20 protein-coding genes are annotated in these 18,069 nt (G+C 55.3%); 6 read left to right on the top strand and 14 right to left on the bottom strand.

What is annotated here, in order from left to right:
• Nucleotides 1-281 precede the first annotated feature (281 nt).
• The 4 genes from B5D61_RS13935 to B5D61_RS13920 all read left to right on the top strand — a co-directional run bounded on the left by B5D61_RS13935 (nucleotide 282) and on the right by B5D61_RS13920 (nucleotide 5,533).
• Nucleotides 282-2,024, top strand: a complete 1,743-nt coding sequence (locus B5D61_RS13935; protein WP_078813977.1) for an arylsulfatase — start codon at nucleotides 282-284, stop codon at nucleotides 2,022-2,024.
• Nucleotides 2,021-3,523, top strand: a complete 1,503-nt coding sequence (locus B5D61_RS13930; protein ID WP_078813976.1) for a sulfatase — start codon at nucleotides 2,021-2,023, stop codon at nucleotides 3,521-3,523. Before B5D61_RS13935 ends, B5D61_RS13930 begins: the two co-directional genes overlap by 4 nt.
• 18 nt (nucleotides 3,524-3,541) lie before the next feature.
• A complete protein-coding gene (locus B5D61_RS13925) occupies nucleotides 3,542-4,954 on the top strand; it encodes a sulfatase family protein (protein WP_078813975.1) in 1,413 nt (470 codons plus the stop codon).
• Between the two features lie 96 nt (nucleotides 4,955-5,050).
• The gene (locus tag B5D61_RS13920) at nucleotides 5,051-5,533 is read left to right on the top strand and encodes a LysM peptidoglycan-binding domain-containing protein (RefSeq protein WP_217698979.1); all 483 of its coding nucleotides are present in this window, start codon (nucleotides 5,051-5,053) and stop codon (nucleotides 5,531-5,533) included.
• 10 nt (nucleotides 5,534-5,543) lie between these two features.
• Here the strand turns inward: B5D61_RS13920 and B5D61_RS13915 are convergent, their stop codons facing one another.
• Nucleotides 5,544-5,996, bottom strand: a complete 453-nt coding sequence (locus B5D61_RS13915) for a cupin domain-containing protein (protein ID WP_078813973.1) — start codon at nucleotides 5,994-5,996, stop codon at nucleotides 5,544-5,546.
• A 160-nt stretch (nucleotides 5,997-6,156) separates the two neighbouring features.
• Here B5D61_RS13915 and B5D61_RS13910 point away from each other — a divergent pair, with 160 nt between their 5' ends.
• Nucleotides 6,157-6,894, top strand: coding sequence for a Bax inhibitor-1/YccA family membrane protein (locus tag B5D61_RS13910; RefSeq protein ID WP_078814037.1), 738 nt, complete (start codon nucleotides 6,157-6,159; stop codon nucleotides 6,892-6,894).
• 48 nt (nucleotides 6,895-6,942) lie between these two features.
• Here the strand turns inward: B5D61_RS13910 and B5D61_RS13905 are convergent, their stop codons facing one another.
• The 4 genes from B5D61_RS13905 to B5D61_RS13890 all read right to left on the bottom strand — a co-directional run bounded on the left by B5D61_RS13905 (nucleotide 6,943) and on the right by B5D61_RS13890 (nucleotide 11,975).
• Nucleotides 6,943-8,841, bottom strand: a complete 1,899-nt coding sequence (locus tag B5D61_RS13905) for a DUF6600 domain-containing protein (RefSeq protein WP_078813972.1) — start codon at nucleotides 8,839-8,841, stop codon at nucleotides 6,943-6,945.
• 446 nt (nucleotides 8,842-9,287) lie between these two features.
• Entirely contained in the window at nucleotides 9,288-9,845 is a 558-nt protein-coding gene (locus tag B5D61_RS13900) for a dihydrofolate reductase family protein (RefSeq protein WP_078813971.1), read from the bottom strand.
• 448 nt (nucleotides 9,846-10,293) lie between these two features.
• A complete protein-coding gene (locus B5D61_RS13895) occupies nucleotides 10,294-11,118 on the bottom strand; it encodes a HEAT repeat domain-containing protein (protein WP_139373255.1) in 825 nt (274 codons plus the stop codon).
• Nucleotides 11,119-11,231: 113 nt separating this feature from the next.
• On the bottom strand, nucleotides 11,232-11,975 hold the full coding sequence (locus tag B5D61_RS13890; RefSeq protein ID WP_078813969.1) for a hypothetical protein: 744 nt from the start codon (nucleotides 11,973-11,975) through the stop codon (nucleotides 11,232-11,234).
• 712 nt (nucleotides 11,976-12,687) lie between these two features.
• Between B5D61_RS13890 and B5D61_RS26345 the strand changes: the two genes are divergently transcribed.
• Nucleotides 12,688-12,876: a hypothetical protein gene (locus tag B5D61_RS26345; protein WP_176159431.1), complete on the top strand. Its 189-nt coding sequence runs from the start codon at nucleotides 12,688-12,690 to the stop codon at nucleotides 12,874-12,876.
• A 70-nt stretch (nucleotides 12,877-12,946) separates the two neighbouring features.
• On the opposite strand, the gene B5D61_RS13875 is transcribed toward B5D61_RS26345, so the two are convergent.
• From B5D61_RS13875 to B5D61_RS13845, 9 genes are all read right to left on the bottom strand, one after another.
• On the bottom strand, nucleotides 12,947-13,456 hold the full coding sequence (locus B5D61_RS13875) for a GNAT family N-acetyltransferase (protein ID WP_176159430.1): 510 nt from the start codon (nucleotides 13,454-13,456) through the stop codon (nucleotides 12,947-12,949).
• Nucleotides 13,457-13,549: 93 nt separating this feature from the next.
• Nucleotides 13,550-13,978, bottom strand: coding sequence for a DUF7832 domain-containing protein (locus B5D61_RS13870; RefSeq protein ID WP_078813965.1), 429 nt, complete (start codon nucleotides 13,976-13,978; stop codon nucleotides 13,550-13,552).
• Between the two features lie 141 nt (nucleotides 13,979-14,119).
• Entirely contained in the window at nucleotides 14,120-14,575 is a 456-nt protein-coding gene (locus tag B5D61_RS13865; protein WP_078813964.1) for a GNAT family N-acetyltransferase, read from the bottom strand.
• A gap of 107 nt (nucleotides 14,576-14,682) precedes the next feature.
• Nucleotides 14,683-15,090 carry a hypothetical protein gene (locus B5D61_RS13860; protein ID WP_078813963.1) on the bottom strand — a complete coding sequence of 136 codons (408 nt, stop codon included), beginning with the start codon at nucleotides 15,088-15,090 and terminating at the stop codon, nucleotides 14,683-14,685.
• A 271-nt stretch (nucleotides 15,091-15,361) separates the two neighbouring features.
• Entirely contained in the window at nucleotides 15,362-15,760 is a 399-nt protein-coding gene (locus B5D61_RS26340; protein ID WP_176159429.1) for a hypothetical protein, read from the bottom strand.
• A gap of 567 nt (nucleotides 15,761-16,327) precedes the next feature.
• A complete protein-coding gene (locus tag B5D61_RS13855; protein WP_078813962.1) occupies nucleotides 16,328-16,756 on the bottom strand; it encodes a hypothetical protein in 429 nt (142 codons plus the stop codon).
• 15 nt (nucleotides 16,757-16,771) lie between these two features.
• Nucleotides 16,772-16,915, bottom strand: a complete 144-nt coding sequence (locus B5D61_RS26335) for a hypothetical protein (RefSeq protein ID WP_176159428.1) — start codon at nucleotides 16,913-16,915, stop codon at nucleotides 16,772-16,774.
• A 32-nt stretch (nucleotides 16,916-16,947) separates the two neighbouring features.
• Nucleotides 16,948-17,238: a hypothetical protein gene (locus B5D61_RS13850; RefSeq protein ID WP_078813961.1), complete on the bottom strand. Its 291-nt coding sequence runs from the start codon at nucleotides 17,236-17,238 to the stop codon at nucleotides 16,948-16,950.
• Between the two features lie 23 nt (nucleotides 17,239-17,261).
• On the bottom strand, nucleotides 17,262-17,837 hold the full coding sequence (locus B5D61_RS13845) for a barstar family protein (RefSeq protein WP_176159427.1): 576 nt from the start codon (nucleotides 17,835-17,837) through the stop codon (nucleotides 17,262-17,264).
• Nucleotides 17,838-18,069: the final 232 nt, after the last annotated feature.

Raw genomic sequence — 18,069 nt, 5'->3', positions numbered from 1 at the left:
TCAGCACGCCCCTACCCCAGCCCTTTCGCTACGCGGGTTTCACCCCCGCAAGCGGAGAGAGGGAGGATGTCTGGGGGCCTTCGATAAAAGCAGACCAAGCGATTCGCCCCTCTCCCTTGAGGGAGAGGCTGGGTGAGGGTGAGTGTTTCATGTCCACACGATGTCTTTGCTCGCGAACACGAGCGATGGCTCGTGTCGAATGGAAGCCCACTTGGATTCCAGATAGGTGGCGGTGCCTTCTCAGGGCGTAAGAGTGGAGGATTCTTGTCGTCATAGGGTGCATGCGCTTCACCACGCTCTTCAGTCTCGTCCTTCTCGCTGCCAGTCAGGTGCTGGCAGCATCGCGGCCTAACATCATCCTCATCATGGCGGATGACATGGGGTATTCGGATCTCGGTTGCTACGGCAGTGAGATCCAGACGCCGAATCTCGATGCCTTGGCACATAAGGGGGTACGCTTCACACAGTTCTATAACACGGGTCGCTGCTGCCCCACCCGGGCTTCTTTGCTCACCGGTCTGTATCCGCACCAAGCTGGGATTGGGCACATGATGGAGGACAAGGGCCTGGATGGCTATCGCGGGGAGCTGAGTCGGGATTCGGTGACGATCGCGGAGGTTCTCAAGCCTGCGGGCTATCGCACCTACATGGTGGGGAAATGGCACGTGACGAAGAAGACCCAGCCTGCGGGGGAACAGGACAAGAGTAACTGGCCGCTCCAGCGCGGCTTTGATCGATTCTATGGCACGATCCATGGCGCAGGGAGCTTTTACGATCCGAATACGCTGACGCGCGATAACACCTTCATCTCGCCGTTTGCGGATGCCGAGTATCAGCCGAAGGACTTCTACTACACGGATGCCATCGCGGATAACGCGGTGCGCTTCGTGGCCGATCACAGCCGCGAGCATCAGAAAGAACCTTTCTTCATGTATATGGCCATGACCGCTCCCCACTGGCCCATGCATGCCAAGCCGGAAGACATTGCCAAATACAAAGGCAAATACGATGCCGGTTACGATGCTATCCGCGCGGCTCGTGTGGCGAAGATGAAGAAGCTCGGCCTGCTGTCGGATTCCTGGCAGGTGGCGGCTCAGGCGGGCGGGGCCTGGAGTGAGGTGGGGAACCGAGAGTTTGAGATCCGCTGCATGGAGGTCTTTGCCGCCATGATTGACTGTCTGGATCAAGGCGTGGGTCGCGTCGTGGCGGAGCTGAAGAAGCAAGGGCAGTATGAGAACACGCTGATCCTTTTCCTCCAAGACAATGGCGGTTGTGCAGAGCCCATGGGCCGGAATGGTCCCTTCACCCCCCGTGCGGACAAGCCCTCTCTACCCGCCATGGCCGCGGCGGATCTACAGCCCGACATGATTCCCAAACAAACCCGCGATGGGTATCCCATCCGCCAAGGTTATGGTGTGCTGCCTGGGCCGGCGGATACCTATCACGGCTATGGCGAAGCCTGGGCGAATGTGAGCAATACGCCCTTCCGCGAATACAAGCACTGGGTGCATGAGGGGGGCGTCAGCACCCCCCTGGTGGCGCATTGGCCACAAGGCATTCCCGCCCCTCGGCAGGACCATTTGGAGAGCCAGCCTGCTCACTTGATCGACCTCATGGCGACCTGTGTGGATGTCGCCGGGGCAACCTATCCCAGCGAGTATCAAGGGCACAAGATCACACCGCTCCAGGGCGTGAGTCTAAAACCTGCGATGGCCGGTGAATCGGTGAATCGCCAAGGCCCCATCTTCTTCGAGCATGAAGGCAATCGTGCGGTGCGTGATGGCCGCTGGAAGCTGGTGGCTAAGGGACCGCGTGGCGAGTGGGAACTCTATGACATGGAGGCTGATCGCACCGAGCAGAATGATCTCTCCAGCAGTCAGCCGGAGCGAGTGAAGACCCTGTCAGAACAGTGGCTTGTCTGGGCCAAGAAATCCCAGGTCATCCCTTGGATCTGGGGACTGCCGCATGGCGATCCGCTGCCTGCCAAGAAGGCTGGGAAGCGTAAAAAGAAGGAGAACGAATGATCAAACGACTCTTCACATTCTCGGCACTGCTGCTCGCAGCCACGAGCCAAGCGCTCCATGCGGCGAGCGATAAGCCAAACATCCTGCTCATCTGCGTGGATGACCTGAAGCCGAACATTGGCTGCTATGGGGACGCTTTGGCTAAAACGCCCAATCTGGATCGCTTGGCAGCGCGTGGCATGCGCTTCGACTTGGCTTTCTGCAATCAAGCCGTGTGTGCACCCTCCAGGAATAACCTCTTGTTAGGTTCGAGGTCCACCTCGCTGGGTATCTACAATCTCTCGGATAACTTCCGCAAAGCGGTGCCGGATGCGGTGACTCTACCTCAATACTTCAAGCAGCATGGCTGGCGTGCCGAGGCCATCGGCAAGATCCTGCATACCGGGCATGGCAATCATGATGATGAAGCCTCCTGGAGTGTCCCTCCTATCAAGGACAAGGTGGTGGAGTATCTGGACCCGGTGAACTCCGCCAATGGCAAGCTGACTCGTGAAGAGGCTTTCTTTAGCAATCAGAAGCTGGGTAAGATCCGCACCCTACCCAAGGGAGCCGCTTGGGAAAACCTGGACGTGCCGGACAACGCCTATGCAGATGGCCGGATTGCCGACGCGGGAATCCGCAGTTTGCAGGCGGCAAAGGCCAAGCCTGATGAACCTTTGTTCCTCGCGCTCGGGTTTGTGAAGCCTCACTTACCCTTCACTGCACCGCGTCAATACTGGGAGATGCATGATCGCTCTGCCTTTGCTTTGGCCCAGCGGACCACGCCTCCAGATGGGGCGCCTGAATATGCAGGCAAGACTCTGGGGGAGCTGAACAACTACACACCAATCCCTGAGAACCCGCCTCTCACGGAGGACACCCAGCGCACTTTGATTCACGGCTATTATGCTGCAGTCAGCTTTATGGACGCGCAGTTGGGCCGTGTTTTGGATGAACTGGATCGTCTGGAACTGGCTCAGAACACGATCATCGTGCTCTGGGGAGACCATGGCTGGCATCTGGGAGATCACGGCATGTGGACCAAGCACACCAATTATGAACAGGCCAACCGCATTCCGCTGTTCATCATCGCCCCAGGAGTGACTCAGCCCGGCAGCCACACAAGGCAGCCTGCGGAGACGGTGGATGTGCTGCCGACCCTGGTCGAACTCGCTGGATTACCGAAACATCCGGGCCCTCAACCTCTGGATGGAACCAGCCTCGTGCCCGTGCTCAAAGACCCGAGCGTGCGTGTGCGTGCTTATGCCACTCATGCCTTCCCAAGGCAGCGGGATGGCAAGCAGGTGATGGGACGTGCCATCCGCACCGAGCGTTATCGGCTGGTTGAATGGAAAGAACCTGGAACTGCTCCTGAGACCGCGGATCTGGAGCTGTATGACTATCAGGAAGATCCTCTAGAAACCCACAATCTGGCGGAAAGCCAGGCGAGCGTGGTGAAAGAACTCAGAAACTTACTCCAGGAGCAGCCAGAGGCTGCCCGGCTGCCGAAACAACCTTAGTTTAGTCCCGACCGAGCCATGAAACTGCTCTCTCTTCTCTGCTTCTCTTGGATTTCGCTGGCGAGTCTTGCTGCCGATAAGCCTAACGTATTGTTGATCCTTGCGGATGACTGCACTCACAATGATCTATTGGTTTATGGTGGCAAGAATGCCAAAACGCCGAACATCGACCGACTCGCCACAGAGGGGCTGGTTTTTAACCGTGCCTATGTCAGTGAGGCCATCTGTCAGCCCTGCCGTGCCGAGCTTTACACTGGCCAGTTTCCCATGCGCAACGGCTGTGCCTGGAATCACAGTGCCAGTCGCACGGGAACACGTAGCCTGCCGCAGCATCTCGGTCCGCTGGGATATCGCGTCGGCATTGCCGGGAAGGTTCACGTGTTGCCTGAGGAGTCGTTCCCCTTTGAGTCCGTGCCTGGATTCGATCCCAATTGTGTTCGCAACCCCACCCAGCCTCACAGTCTCGCGGGTGCGCGTGAGTTCATGAGCCGAAATGCGGAGCAACCCTTCTGCTTGGTCGTGGCCCTGGTGGAGCCGCATGTGCCCTGGGTGATGGGCGATCCCAGCCAATATCCGCCGAAGAAGATTCAGCTCCCTCCGAACATCGCGGATACACCGAAGACCCGGCAGGACTTCGGTCGGTATTTAGCGGAAATTACCTTTATGGATGGTCAGGTGGGCGAGATCCTCCAAACTTTGAAAGAGACAGGTCACGCCGAGGATACGCTGGTGATGTTCACTTCCGAACAGGGCTCTCAGTTCCCAGGGAACAAGTGGACGAATTGGGATACGGGGCTGCATACGGCATTGATCGCTCGCTGGCCCGGAAAGGTGCCGGTAGGACAGCGGACGGATGCCATGGTGCAGTATGCAGATGTCACCCCGACGCTCATTGATCTGGCCGGTGGTTCGGTCAAAGATCATCCTTTCGACGGCAGCAGCTTTGCGGCGGTTTTGCGTGGCAAGGCGACTCAGCATCGCAGCTTTGCCTACGGTGTGCATAACAACATCCCCGAGGGGCCGGCTTATCCCATCCGCACCATCTCGGATGGCCAGTATCGCTACATTCGCAATCTGACGCCCAACGAGATCTACATTGAGAAACATCTGATGGGTCAGCTGGGAGGCGCGGTGGAGCATAATGCGTATTGGCCGACCTGGGTGGCTTTCTCGGCGGACAAGCCCGAAGTTTACTCCCTGGTGAAGCGCTATGTCAGCCGCCCAGCCGAGCAGCTCTATCACACCGCCGAGGATCCTTTTGAGATGAAGGATCTGGCCGAGGACCCGCAATACGCAGAGATCAAGGCCAAACTCAGCTCAGAGCTGGATCGTTGGTTAACAGAGCAGGGGGATCCTGGTATCCCTCAGGATACGAAGGGGGCCCACCAAGCTGCCAAGCAAGGCAAGCATGTCTATTTCACCAAGCCCTGAGATCGCAAAAAGTGCCAAGACAAGCCGATGCTCAGGTTCACATTCCTGACATCGTCGCAGTTGCCAGTTGCGAGCAATGCATCCATTCTGCGCCCCGTGATTTCCTTTTCTCGCATTTCCTGCCTGTCCTGTCTCTTGTTGCTGTCCTTTCTGGCGGTCTCATGCGGCACTAGCCGACCTAAAGGTCTGCCACGAAATCTGCCCACAATCAATCTGCAAGGCTCTGCGCAAACCCCTGCGCACAGCATGGAGCGGAAGGATTACCCGTTTGACCCAGCCACTGGAAACTACATGGTGGCCTGGGCCTCCGAGGGCGAGAAAGCTGCGTCCGAAGCGGATGCACTACGCTGGGCTTCATCCCATGGTGGCAGTGTCTCGCGCAAGCAGCCTTCCCGGGTGATGAAGGTATCTTCCAAGAAGTCCTCCAGTTCTAAAGGGGGCAAGTCTTACACCATCAAGAGTGGAGATACCCTGGGCGCGATTGCACGGCGAAACAACACCACGGTGGCCAAGATCAAAGCTGCCAATGGCATGAGTTCCGATTTCATCCGCGCCGGAAAGACGCTGAAGATCCCGTAAAGGGGAAGACTCAGCCCTCCACGGTGCGGCATTCGACGCGTCCTGCTCGCAAATTAGCCCAGGGAACCTGATCCGAAACATCTTGCGGATCAGGCACGGCGGCTAACTCATCAGGGAGCTTAGCTGGTGAAAGGATGGCGAGAAACACCAAGGGTTCTTGGTGGGGATTGTAAGTGGCATGAACGACGCCTGCGGGGATATGAGCCATCTCTCCCGCTTTCAAAACACGGCACTCCTCACCCACCCACTGTTCCGCACGCCCATAGAGCACATAGATAATCTCCTCTCGATGGGGATGAATGTGAAAGGGATGGCAGTGCATGGGGGCCATGTTGGCCCGCACCAGAAGAAGCTTTTCTGCCTCCACGAGATCCGGCCTGCAGAGCCACTCGTTGTTGGTCCACGCATTGGATTCGCGGGCGGCATCATCAATCTGGATAAAGCGGACGGGGGAGTCGGACATGCGAGCAGCCTAGCAATCTCTCCCTCATCGTGCAATGGCTCCAGCCTGGATAACACCCACCTCTGCCTATCCGATACCAACTTGGCCGAAGCTCTGCTTGCGTTTATTTTCCTGAAAAAGTGTAGGCAATCATCCTTATCGACGTAAAACTCACACCATGATGCGCACCTCAAATCCGGTTTTAAATCAGTCCACCTTCGAGTCCTCCATGGCTGTGAGAGGTGCTCAGCAGATGACCCTGCAGGGAACCGTGAATAAGACCGGCATCCTCCTGTTTCTGACTTTTGCCACGGCGCTTTACACCTGGAACATGGCCCATGCTCAACCAGGCTCTGCCATGCCGTGGGTCATCGGTGGAGCCATCAGCGGCTTCGTTCTGGCCTTGATCACCAGCTTCAAACCGGTGTGGTCGCCAGTCACAGGTAGCTTTTATGCTCTGGCCGAAGGCCTTTTCCTGGGCGGCATCTCAGCGCGTTACGAGATGCAATTTCAGGGCATCGTCCTCCAGGCGATCTTGCTGACGGGCGGCACCTGCCTCGCTCTGCTGGCGGCTTATTCCATGCGTCTGATTCGAGCGACGGAGAACTTTAAGCTCGGTATCTTTGCGGCCACGGGCGGCATTGCTCTCGTGTATCTGGTGACATGGGTGCTGAGCTTTTTTAGCATTCAGGTCCCTTACATCCATGAAAGCGGCATGATCGGGATCGGCTTCAGTGTCTTTGTGGTGATCATCGCTGCACTGAATCTCGTGCTGGATTTTGATTTCATTGAAAACGGCTGCACGCATGGAGCCCCCAAATACATGGAGTGGTATGCGGCTTTTGGCCTGTTGGTGACCCTGGTCTGGCTCTACATCGAAATACTGCGCCTGCTATCCAAACTCTCCAAGAGAGACTGAATAGCAGGCGGCGGTGTGAGAACGACTGATGGAGGAAATTAGAGCCGATCAATCATCGCCCTTTTTCTTCCGTTCGGGCTTGGCCTGCGGTCTGGTAGCGGGTTTAGGTGCCGCTTGTTTCACCTGAGGGCGAGGCTGGGGAGCACTCTTCCGGACTTCAGGTTTAGGGGCGCTTTTCGCTTGCGGGATTGAAGGTCTGGCTTGCGGTTTGGCGGCTTTCACCTCAGGAGCCTTCACCCGTGTGTCGCGGCTTTCAACGGAGGGGCGTTGAGGCTTGGGCATCGGTACCGTCTTCGCTTTTGGAGCTTCTGATTTCGGCATCGGACGGGTTTTCGGGGTCGCCTTCGGCTCGGGCATAGGCACGGGGCGAGTGGCTTCGGGCTTCACGCGAGGCATTTCAGGCTTCGCTTTGGGTGCCGGTGCTTTCCGCTCGCTGTCAGTTTTGGGGGATGGAGGAGAGTCTTGAACCTTGGACTTTTTGGTATCGGGCTCATCAGACGCTCCGCCGCGACGACGAGGGGTTTCGTCTGGCACCACGCCAGGGGCTAAACGTGGACGAGGGGCTTCGTCTGGCTTTACTCCAGGGCGACGGTCATTCGAGTCTCTTTCAGGACGCATGGTGCCTTCCGGGCGACGATCTTCATTCCGATCTGCCCCAGGGCCGGGACGTCTTTCATCCCGGTCAGCGCCGGGAGGCATTCTGGAGCCTGGACCGCGATCCCGTTCATCTCGAGCATCATCACGGGGAGTGCGATCCACATCAGGGCGGGTCATGGTGCGTCCCTCCCGTTCTTCACCTTTGGCGGCGGGTGGCTGATCTGCTTTACCCAGCTTGCTGGCGGCTCCAGGGGGCAGGCCCTTGCGGACTTCTTCATCCACCTCACGTGGATTTGGGCGCTGGGTATTGCGCTGACGTTCCTGAACAGACAGCAGGCGGCCTACAGCGGGTGGTGGGGCTTTGCTGGTGGCAATCTCGAGGCCCTTCGCGGGAAGGTTAGCTGGTTTGGCTTTGGCAAACTCGGCCTGACGACGCTCACGCAGTTGTTCAATGGCTTTGGAGTCGCCTGCGCCACGCCAACCGCGGTCAATTTCAGGGCGCTCGATACGACGGCTCACGCGAGATGGCAAAGCAGGGGCGTCATCACGACGAATGCTCGGCGCTGCGACTAACAAACGATCATCTTCAATGCGGGACAGGCTGCGGAAGTCCCGATCACGTCCATCACGACGATCAATCCAGTCCTGACGGAATCGGTCATCATCCCGGCTTAAGCGCAAGCGGCGGATGCGGTTATCCCCACGGTCAAAGCGATCTGGATCGGGACCGCCCACGAAAATATTGTTCACCACATTCTGGCGATACGTGATGTTCGTCACGTTTACCGACCGATTCACATACGTGATGTTACGGCTACGATCCACGATGACCGGCCTCAAAGAACTGCGGCGGGCAAAGAGATTGAACGGGACAAAGTTGTAGTAGGCGGGACCGACATCATAGTAGGCGTCCGACCATTGGTTAAAGCCGATGCTGGCTGTCCACCGCGCCTCAGGGGGCAGAGGAGCCCAGCCGATGTAGTCATCGGTTTGGCGCCAGGACACCCAGGCAGGTGCCCATTCATAGCCCGGCACCCAGACCCAGCTGCCTTGCATGCGCACCCAGCGTCCATAGTGGTAGGTCGCCCAGCCGAAGGGCTCCTCCGAAATCCAGGTCCAGCCAGCATCCGTGTAGGCCCAATAACCGTCGCTGTAAGGAGCCCAATCCGATTGGGAAGCCATGGCGGGCTGGAAGACATAACCGTAATCATCCGCATAGATCCAGTCGCCATGCGGGCTGAGGTTATCGAAGAAGAAGTCAATGGAGACATTCACCTCCGCTCGCGCCGTAGGGACCGGCGCAGCCATCGCGAGAAGCGTGGCGCATAAAAGAAGAGAAAGAGATTTCATGATAGGGTGGGTTAGTTCACTTCACCCGCCTTGGATGCAGTTAGGGGTGTCTTTCATTCGATCAAAATGCAGACACCCCCAGCCAAGCATTCCACCAGCTGGAGAGTTACTCCCTTCCCTTCGCATGGACGTAGCCACACTCGTGATGCAATATAAAGCGTTGAAAATGAGTGATTTGACTACCTGGGGAGATTTGGGATTTCGTGCGTATCGCAACACTTTCCCGATGGTAAGCATGCAATATCGTGTGAGGTGAAGCACGGGGGCTTTTGAAACAGGCGTAAATCCAGAGTTACTTTTCCTTTCAGCTAGGGCCGGGCCTTTATCTTTCAGACGTGAAGAATAGTTGACCTCTCAAGACTCCCAACCACCGAATTCTAAGCTCTCAACTTCAATGACTAGAGCTATAATTTTTCATGCCGTGGCCGCACGTGGAAAACGTCCAGCTACCGCTTCGGCTCATACCGCAGCGCCACCGCGCCCGAGTTGAACTCCCGGCGGCCGACGAGCTTTAAGTCCACAACCTTCGATAGCCCCGCAAACAGCGTCGGCCCATGACCTGCGATTCTGGGGTGCACGACGAACTCGTATTCATCGATCAACCCCAACTCTGCCAAGGCCAGCGGGAGCGTCACACCGCCGACGAACAGCCCCTTGCCTTCGCCATGCTTGAGTTGCTCCACTGCCGTGGTCAAATCTCCGTGTAGCAACTCCGCGTTCCAATCCACCTGCTTCAGCGTGGTGGACACGACATACTTCTTAGCGGAATCGATCGTGCGGGCAAAGGGTTCCATCCACTCCGCCATCCACTCGGGGCGCTGCCCACTGGCGGGCCACCGCCACGCGATCTGCATCATCTCGTAAGTCACCCGGCCAAAGAGGAGGGCATCGGCCTGGGCAAGTTTCTCAGCCCAAAAACGATGCAGTTCTTCATCGGTGACGCCTGCCCGATGATCGACACAGCCGTCCAAGGTGACGTTGATGGAATACTGAAGGTGTCGCATGAAGTGTTATTGAGTAGGCTGATGTCAAAGAAAAGCCATCCGTTTGGCGAGACGAAAATGAACGCCTTGAGCGAGCGACGCTATCGCCAAGTTGGGTGTTGTCGTGACTTGTTGAGGCCCCCCTTATTTGTCGTGAGTTGAGCGTGAGTGCTGCGAGATGGCCAAGACCAACCGCTCCCGCAATGGATGCTATCAATGCAAAGAATGGAAATAGTATGTAGAGGAGTAGATGGCCTTGGTTGTTTGGGCCCGGCTTTGCTTGAGTTCCGAGAAAATAAGACATCATGTGCCCGTTTAAATAAGCTGTTCCCAGACCGACTACTGAGCCGATGAGAATCAGACTTAGCGTGACCCAAAGAGGTGCTCCCGCACTGTTTGCAGAAACTGGTGTCCCGATCGCAAAAGTGATCAAAGTTAGGAAAGAGGTCAGGTCTGCGACATTCATTTTTTATGCCACGGGTTTGCAGGCATCAATCGCGGCGGCCAATCGTTCTGCAAAGTAAGGGGCATCATCAAGAGTGAAAATCTCGGTGAAGTTCTTCAAACGAGGATACAAACGAGAGTCGTGGGTTACCTCAGCCGCTTCGATGCTCAGGATGCTAACTTCACGGTCGCGCCACTCGTTGAGCAAGTCAGGGACAATGCAGGGGTCTCCTCGCTTCGCGAGTCCAACGAGGGCCTCGCCACGGATCTCATGGTCGGGATCAGCCAATGCCTCTCGTAGCGCCTTTCGAATCTCCAGCGAATCTGCCTCGATCTGAGAGCCGAGCCCAAAAACGGCCCAGTTCCTCACATCATGGTCGTCGTCTTTGGAAAGTTGGATAAGCGCTGCAATAGCTCGGTCATCCTCATGCCCGGAGAGTCCTAATACCACACCATACCTTACAATCGCGTCAGAGTGGCCGCATAGACCGAGGAGACTCGGGATCGCTGAGGGGGCTGAGCGGTGGCCCAAGCCGACGGCAGCGCAATGGATAACATAGGGGTCTGAATCGCCCAACAACTCAGTCAGGATCGCCACGCTCTCATTCTGAAAGGTGCGATCACTCCACCCAAGCTGCGCCAGCATATCAGCTCCTGTGGCACGATCCGCAGCATCGTTACTGCGACAGTACTCGCTGCCAAGCTTAAACTCGTCTTCCCCTCCGCGGTAATGTAGCAAGGCAAGGCTTGCTTCTTGATCATCGTCGTCGAGGGCTTCGCGGTAACGTCGTGCAACCTCGTGACTCGGAGTCGGGTCCGCTTCAAAGTGTTCGTGGTGCCGAGTTTTCATTCTGCGCTGAATGTCCAAGTCATCTTGCCATCCCGGGTCTGACCGACGGCGTGCTGCGCCTTCCGGTTGATGGTTCACATTTCTTCCCGCTCAAAGGAGGTCGGACGTCAGGATCAATGGCCTGCTAACAGTTTGTGCTGACCGACCCTCATCCGAATGTAGTCAAAGTTTTCACAAGCGATAGTATCAGGGTAACCTCTCCGTTCAATCAAGCGGACAGGGCGAGAAAAGTCGTAAAACAGTTCGTTTCGTGGTTCTGCTCCAAGCCGCTCCAGCAGTTCGATGGCAATCCGTTCGCTAAATCGGTCCTTCTTCAATTTCGTTTTATAGAGACTCAAATCTTCTTCAGGGAGTGGTGCCCCAATCTCGTGGAACTCCCATTTCGAGTCCTGCTGCGAGCAATGCACAGTCCTCTCTAACAGTGTACCATCTGAACCAATCATCCGATGGCAGAAAGTGCTTCCTGGCTGAAACATAGAGGGGGTATCAGACGCCTTCCAGTGAATCGTTCGCAAACCATGTTGGCTCGTCAGGCAGTAACACAGCGAATCGTAGCCATCACAGAGGAAACAATTCGTCCAGAGCGCAGTCCACCTGCTTTTGGTTGGGATGCAGAAGAACTTGGTCGGCACATTGGTGAATGAATTGACGGAGCGATACAAGGCATTCCAGTCCGTCGGGTGACACTCGAACTCCTCAATTTCTTCAGATCCTGTGAACCGCTTGATTTGAGCCCGGACCGCGTCCGTTACGATGGAGACGTCTCCCTCGACAAGATCAATCGACACGCCAAGAGGAAACCACTCGTGGAAAACGTTAGTGCCTATCACTTGGAATGTCCTTTCTTTAGAGAGCATCGGAATGACATGGTGCTTTGCTCGGCTGCTTCAGAGGTTTCTGTGGAGAGCGTTTTTTAGTCCTCTTGTTTGGCTTTTGAGATTCTATTGGTTAGAAGTGCATATCGCGCAATGCGAATCACGCCAAGACAGGCAAAGACAAGTGACGGAAGCGCCCACACCATCCCTCCTGAGTTCACATTGCTTCCATCGGGTGTGAGAAAGCTCGTCTCCACTTGAGCGATCTCCTCCCGCCACGCCCAGAACCGACCATAAAAGCAAAAGCCAAAAAGAGCTGCGAAACCAAAATGAACGATCGCAATGATGAGGTGGGACCACCTTCTCTTGGCAGTGAATGATGTGTTGACTGTCACTTTCGATTTCGTGAAGATTCCCATGTTATGGTCGAGATGAGCGAGCCATTTGCTTGGTGTGATCGGCGCCCGTGCGCAGCACGGAGATAGCACTGATGGTGATAAGCAATCGGCTTCGCCCCGTCGCATTGTTAGGCTCCTTTTTCATATGCTATCGTCGTTTCGATTCCTTGGAGCTTCGCTTTTTGGGCGTAGTCTCGCGCGCGCCACATGGCAAGACACGGAACGGTAATCGACGCGTCATCCTTCCGGTATGCTTCCAATAACTCAGCTGTGGATCGGTTCGATAATTCTCGAGCGATGGAGCGGACGATAGGAATCTGCTTCGGGGAGGAAAGGCGGAACACGAAATCATATTCATGTTCGATCTCGATTTCGAGTGGAAAGGATGCTGTGCCGCAGGAAGTGAATCCGCAATCTTTACAGCAAGACGTCCAAAAAGCGGCACCCGCCATGGTCATTCGTGGGCTGTGGCACTGCGGGCACGTCTGCATGTCTTTCTGACCAACGTCTCGAATCTGGCGACGGCGAGCGCAAGCCGTTTCTGATACGACAGATCGCCTTCGCGCCATGGCCTAAATCCGTTTTGTTCGGCCGTTGATGATTTGAGGGATGCGATCATCGTGTCAGGGATTTGGAAAGGACCACGCTGCGATAGTTGGTGTCACGCCAGGATACATGCTGAATGAATCGATAACCCAGGCTGGAATACCAGTCCCATAAATGGGTCGCTCCCTCCGAAGTATCCAGGGCAAGCTCGGTCGCGCCTCGAACAACGGCCTCATGCTCCATCCTCTGGATCAATCGCTCTCCGATCCCTCGGCGCTGAAAAGCGGGATGCACGGCAAACTGACCGAAAATAAACACAGACGGTTCCCGATACCATTCACAGGGGGAATCGGCTTCGGAGGCTCGGAGTGTGATGGTGGCAACGATTTGGCCCGATAGCGTACCCACGTAAGCCCATCCCGCCTTCAGTCGCTGCAGCGTAATCGAATCATCCTGATGGGAGGCCAGGTAGCGAAACCCTCTCTCAGCGAGAGGCGCGTAGGCCGCATGAAGAAGGGCCGTGATGGCTGAAAGATCATCCTCCTCTCGAAGGGCTCGAATCTGGACTTCCTCGCTCACGATGGTGTGATTAACGCCCCGGATCAGGCGACGTGAGCGGGAGGCGTCGATGACACTACAGATGCCATACGAGCCGTTGCCTGCATCCTTTTGTTAGTCCTTGGCGGCTTTCCAGTTTGCATATCGTTGGTCAATGATTGGCTTCAGCAAATCAAAATTGTCCCAAGTATCAGCCACATAATATAGCTCGGGCAGCTGCCGTCCGAGCATGTCCCCATAATCGCATAAATACTTGCCAGTCTCGAAGTCGAAGTAGCTGGCTGTGAAAGCATTCCCCTCGTCGTTCAGATCTTCGTCCGTAAACTTACCATCACAGCTACTCAAGAAAAATGCTCCTGGTGTCACGGTGCGATCTCTGAGCATCGGAATGCTCTCAGGGAAGTCCTCAATATGAACGTCGCCAGCAAGGCCCGAAAGTAGCGCCCATGCAACAAACATGCCGGTGTGGGTGGCACCAGCTTCTGGTGGTAAATCCTCAGGGAACTTGCCTCCAGAGTGCCAAGACGTGTCGTCGTATTTCATCTTTGAAGAGGGAGTGTTTCTTTTCTGGGGCTAACGTCTAAGATGAGCCGCAGAGGTAAGTGGCGCAGGCCATGCGTTAGCATGGCCTGTGACACTTACCGGAGTTGGCTCCATCGCGTTGTTAGGCTCAGGTTTCATTTCTTATATCTTTCGCGTCATGAACACGCTATTAGGATCAAGCCTGTATCCGCTGAATGGCCCACAATAAACAAATCCTATTCTTTCATATAGCTTTCGCGCAGGGATAAAGAAATCCATCGATCCTGTTTCGAGAAATAAGGTATCTAGGCCACGCTTCTGTGCCTCCGAAATCAAGTGCCTACAAAGCGTCTGCCCCAAACCTCGACCTCGATATAGCTTTGATACGCGCATCGACTTCACTTCTCCCTCATGCTTGGAAATGGTCTTTAGTGCGCAGCATCCGACTAAGCCGACATCATTCCACGCGGTCCAAAACGCGATCTCCGGCTTCCATAGTCCGTTTAGGTCCAGCGCGTGCTTGCTCTCCGGCGGGGAGACAGAGCGCATATCTTGAATGTGCTCTTCGAGGAATGCAGCTATTTCGGGGTCGGACAGATCGTCGATTTTGATGTTCATATATTTCTGCCTAACGATAAGCTGTGGCGACGGCGGGGCGCAAGAATTCGCTGACACGACAGACGGTTACGAGCCGTTGCCTGCATCCGTTTTGTTCGGCCTTGTGTTCATGGTGAGGTTGTCGATGTGGGAGTCTGAACCGCAATGGCTGCGACAAGCTGCCATCCAATGAAAAGCACCAACCAGAGCAGCAGCAAAGGCGTCGCACTCAAAACCTTGCCCAAATAAGAGGTTCCTTCGCCGACTGTCGCGATCACAAGCCATACATCTGTCACGAATCCTACCAGCAGGGCGGACACAGCAAATGTCCTCCCAAGTGCCACGCCTCGCATGGCCCATGCAACACCGGCCAGCGGTGCGCCTACGATGCTCAAAGACGAGATGACTCCAGAACCCCAACCATGGCCTGGGCCTGTAAAGAGGACACTAAGACCGCCGATACCCAATCCAACGACAAGTCCCAGCGCCAAGGAACCCAAGACACTGCCTGCGCTGATTCTGGTGGCGTCACTCATTTGGGTTGGGCGAACGATTAAGCTGTGCCGACCGCCGGGGCGGGGTGAGCGTGGAAACGGGAAGGCGGGTTCGAGTTACGGAGCGCTCCGACGACAGGGCAGCCCAGGTGGTTGGCACCAGCGCCTTGTTCACCCTTGGTTGGCTGCGAGTGTTAGCTCCACCGGGTGAAGGCGTGATAGTGGGCAGGCTGCTGCCAGTGGTCGAGCTCTGTATGAGCCAACAGGCATGGAGTAGTCTATGACAGGAAGAAACGATCATCTGGAAAGACTGTCAAACTCTGTTGGAGAATCCGGTTACATCAGGCTGTGAACCGTAAAATGCCCCCGGATACTCTCCATGCTCCAGCGGGTGTCTGGCGGCGTCAGAAGTGAGGCACCAATCGATCAGACTACGGACTCCCGACGGTAGAATGACGCCATCCATGTCAAAGCGCGGACAACGAAATCGAGTCCAACAACCGCCTGTTGGTGCGCCTGAAAACTCCGACCCAAGCACGATTAACAGACTGGTGGTATCGTCCTGTCCCAGAACATAATGAGTAATGAAACGCTTATCGTCACTGACCACATGGAGGACCATGTCGGTGCTGTCCAAGTCTGGGGCAACCCACCAAACGAAAAGCCGCCCATCCCGGACAAGCTTGCGGCGACTTTTGGTTGAGATGGACATGAAGCGCAGAGTCTTGGGTGAACGGTTAAACTGAGGCGATCGCTGGGGCGGGGGTGGACATCGAATCGGCGGTGAGGGGTGGAGTTAAAATAGAACATCTCCGGCACAGAGCCCCGGCGGTTGCCTCCTGTGCCTTGTTCTCCTTCGTTGGTAGACTGCGGCTATTCATCATGGTAACTCTGAGCGAACCCACGGGTCAGAAACAGTCTCTCTAGTAGCCTCCCAGCCCACGGGCAGATCAGTAACTAAAGCAAGCGAAGGGTCTAATGCCAGCATATCTGGCTTCGGAAGTACAACAGGACCACGCAACGGCTCAATGTCATCGTAGAACTGCCAGCCACCATGACCGTCCTCATGAACAATTCGGGTAACAGGTTGGCGTCTCTGAGCTACAGCCTCGGTGGTGATGACCGCTGGGTCGAGTGGACTAAACCAGTCGGAGTTGGGCTGCTTCATTGTGCGTGGCGCGTTGAGTTAGGCGAACGATCAAACTGAGGCGACCGCTTGGACGGCGGTGGACGTCGAATCGGCGGCATAGGACTTATAGAGCGAAGTGAACGAAGGACGTTATCCGCTGTGGTCACTATTGATTTCTTCTGCACGTTTTTGGTGTTGGCGAATACGGTGAATCGCACAGGCTGCCGATAGGGGCAGAAAGATCGACGCAACAACCAAAAAGCTTAAAAGGTTTATCTCCGGGAGAGAAAGTCCGAATGAATCCGTTCCGTAAAAGAAAATTAAACCTTGGCTTCCCTCTTTGAGGAATCGAAACGTCAAATAAGCCATCGCTAAAAGTAAAGTCACGATAGCAAAAGCTCTCCAAATCAACTTTGGTTCACGGGAGAACGCACCGACCATTGGGACTGCCATTGTCACGATGAAAACATAGTGAAGGAAGATTAATGAGCCACCGAACATCAAGACGAAAAGTGAGACCCAGTAGCCCTTGGAGTGAAGGCTTCCTAGAGAAGGAACATGAATCAGCGGCGTCTTCATTTCTTGGCAGAACGTCTAAGCGCTGGCACCGCTGGGGCGGAGGTGAGCGTCGAGACGGGATGGCGGGTTAAAGTTACGGAAAGCATGGCCGATACAGCAGCCCCAGCGGTTGCCCAGCCGCGCCTTGTTCGGCTTCATGTTGTAGCGCTGCGGCTTCATAATCCTTGGCTTGGGTCCTCTAAGGCTCTTTGTCACTGAGCCTCACGGCCGTTGCTGTCCTCGGTTGCCTGAGCAGCACCGACGAACAAATCCGCACCAGCAAGAACCATCCGTGCGATGGGTTCAGGCAGCATAAACCACTGCTGATGTTTGTAAGTGCTGGGAAATCCTTGTGGGCGCTCATCGCTTCGATTCCAAGTGACTCCAATTGCGCCCTCAGTGCTTCGGGCGATAGCATAATCATTGGTCTCGACGAGATAGGTCTCTACGTCGAAGGCTGAAGTAGAGCCGAGTGTGATATTCAGTTGTTTTGGGAAATGCATTGTCTTTGTGTTTCTGCCTAACGTTAAAGGTGAGGCACGGGCTTTAGCCCGTTGCCTCCACCGCTTTGTTCGGATTGTTGGATGTATCGACCGCCGTTCTCGTCGATTGATTCTTCTGCGATCTTGAGAACGGAGTCGCGGAATGCAATTAAATCAGGCAAGGTGGATTCAGAAGCAAAGAAACCGAAGGCATATTGCGGTCCTCCAGAATCTATGCCGCCTGTGATCCATGAGTCGGCAAGTGCATCTAGGTTGCGGCCATGCCATGTAGGAGATCCGCACTGAGACAAGACCGAATCATAAAAAGCTTCTTCGCTCGTAATGAGTGACCAATCAATGATCACTTGAGTAGCATCGGCATACTGCAAGATACGGTGCCATGCGGAGCCGATACGCTCGCGCTGCGCCATCCAGCCCGGAGGCAAGTCGGCAATCTCAGTAACGCTCTGATCTATATTCACGATCTCCTGAAGCGAAACTAACATAGCATCCTTGGGGTGCGTGATATGCTCTGAGCAAAACTGCCATCCGTGATCATCCTCATCATGGTAGGCGCGGGTAATAGCGGCACCATTCTGCATAACATGTGTAGTCGTCATCGTTGCGCAGTTGGGTGGTTGATCGAATGGCCACATAGTGTCTTTCTTCGCCGAACTAGTTGATGAGAAACAATGGTGTCGAGTACGTCAACAGCCTTATGGCCGACAGTTTTGTCGAGTACGAACAAGTTTTTAGCATTAGGGATGTCTCCTTTGGCGCAGATGCCGTTAATAAGTGACACAATTGTCGATGATAACGCAAATGCGCGTCATAATCTCATGTAATTATTAC

It is taken from the genome of Prosthecobacter debontii (assembly GCF_900167535.1).
Taxonomy (GTDB): Bacteria; Verrucomicrobiota; Verrucomicrobiia; order Verrucomicrobiales; family Verrucomicrobiaceae; genus Prosthecobacter; species Prosthecobacter debontii.
Note: the sequence above shows the minus strand (reverse complement) of the source record. Positions and strands in the feature narration are given on the sequence as shown.

What these genes read in the sequence shown, in the direction of transcription:
- B5D61_RS26335 (WP_176159428.1), bottom strand. Translation starts at nt 16,915, where the DNA reads ATGAAGCCGCAGCGCTACAACATGAAGCCGAACAAGGCGCGGCTGGGC.
- B5D61_RS13860 (WP_078813963.1), bottom strand. Translation starts at nt 15,090, where the DNA reads ATGAGTGACGCCACCAGAATCAGCGCAGGCAGTGTCTTGGGTTCCTTG.
- B5D61_RS13935 (WP_078813977.1), top strand. Translation starts at nt 282, where the DNA reads ATGCGCTTCACCACGCTCTTCAGTCTCGTCCTTCTCGCTGCCAGTCAG.
- B5D61_RS13845 (WP_176159427.1), bottom strand. Translation starts at nt 17,837, where the DNA reads ATGACGACTACACATGTTATGCAGAATGGTGCCGCTATTACCCGCGCC.
- B5D61_RS13915 (WP_078813973.1), bottom strand. Translation starts at nt 5,996, where the DNA reads ATGTCCGACTCCCCCGTCCGCTTTATCCAGATTGATGATGCCGCCCGC.
- B5D61_RS13905 (WP_078813972.1), bottom strand. Translation starts at nt 8,841, where the DNA reads ATGAAATCTCTTTCTCTTCTTTTATGCGCCACGCTTCTCGCGATGGCT.
- B5D61_RS26345 (WP_176159431.1), top strand. Translation starts at nt 12,688, where the DNA reads ATGTTCGATCTCGATTTCGAGTGGAAAGGATGCTGTGCCGCAGGAAGT.
- B5D61_RS13930 (WP_078813976.1), top strand. Translation starts at nt 2,021, where the DNA reads ATGATCAAACGACTCTTCACATTCTCGGCACTGCTGCTCGCAGCCACG.
- B5D61_RS13890 (WP_078813969.1), bottom strand. Translation starts at nt 11,975, where the DNA reads ATGCTCTCTAAAGAAAGGACATTCCAAGTGATAGGCACTAACGTTTTC.
- B5D61_RS13925 (WP_078813975.1), top strand. Translation starts at nt 3,542, where the DNA reads ATGAAACTGCTCTCTCTTCTCTGCTTCTCTTGGATTTCGCTGGCGAGT.
- B5D61_RS13865 (WP_078813964.1), bottom strand. Translation starts at nt 14,575, where the DNA reads ATGAACATCAAAATCGACGATCTGTCCGACCCCGAAATAGCTGCATTC.
- B5D61_RS13910 (WP_078814037.1), top strand. Translation starts at nt 6,157, where the DNA reads ATGCGCACCTCAAATCCGGTTTTAAATCAGTCCACCTTCGAGTCCTCC.
- B5D61_RS26340 (WP_176159429.1), bottom strand. Translation starts at nt 15,760, where the DNA reads ATGTCCATCTCAACCAAAAGTCGCCGCAAGCTTGTCCGGGATGGGCGG.
- B5D61_RS13855 (WP_078813962.1), bottom strand. Translation starts at nt 16,756, where the DNA reads ATGAAGACGCCGCTGATTCATGTTCCTTCTCTAGGAAGCCTTCACTCC.
- B5D61_RS13870 (WP_078813965.1), bottom strand. Translation starts at nt 13,978, where the DNA reads ATGAAATACGACGACACGTCTTGGCACTCTGGAGGCAAGTTCCCTGAG.
- B5D61_RS13850 (WP_078813961.1), bottom strand. Translation starts at nt 17,238, where the DNA reads ATGCATTTCCCAAAACAACTGAATATCACACTCGGCTCTACTTCAGCC.
- B5D61_RS13895 (WP_139373255.1), bottom strand. Translation starts at nt 11,118, where the DNA reads ATGAAAACTCGGCACCACGAACACTTTGAAGCGGACCCGACTCCGAGT.
- B5D61_RS13900 (WP_078813971.1), bottom strand. Translation starts at nt 9,845, where the DNA reads ATGCGACACCTTCAGTATTCCATCAACGTCACCTTGGACGGCTGTGTC.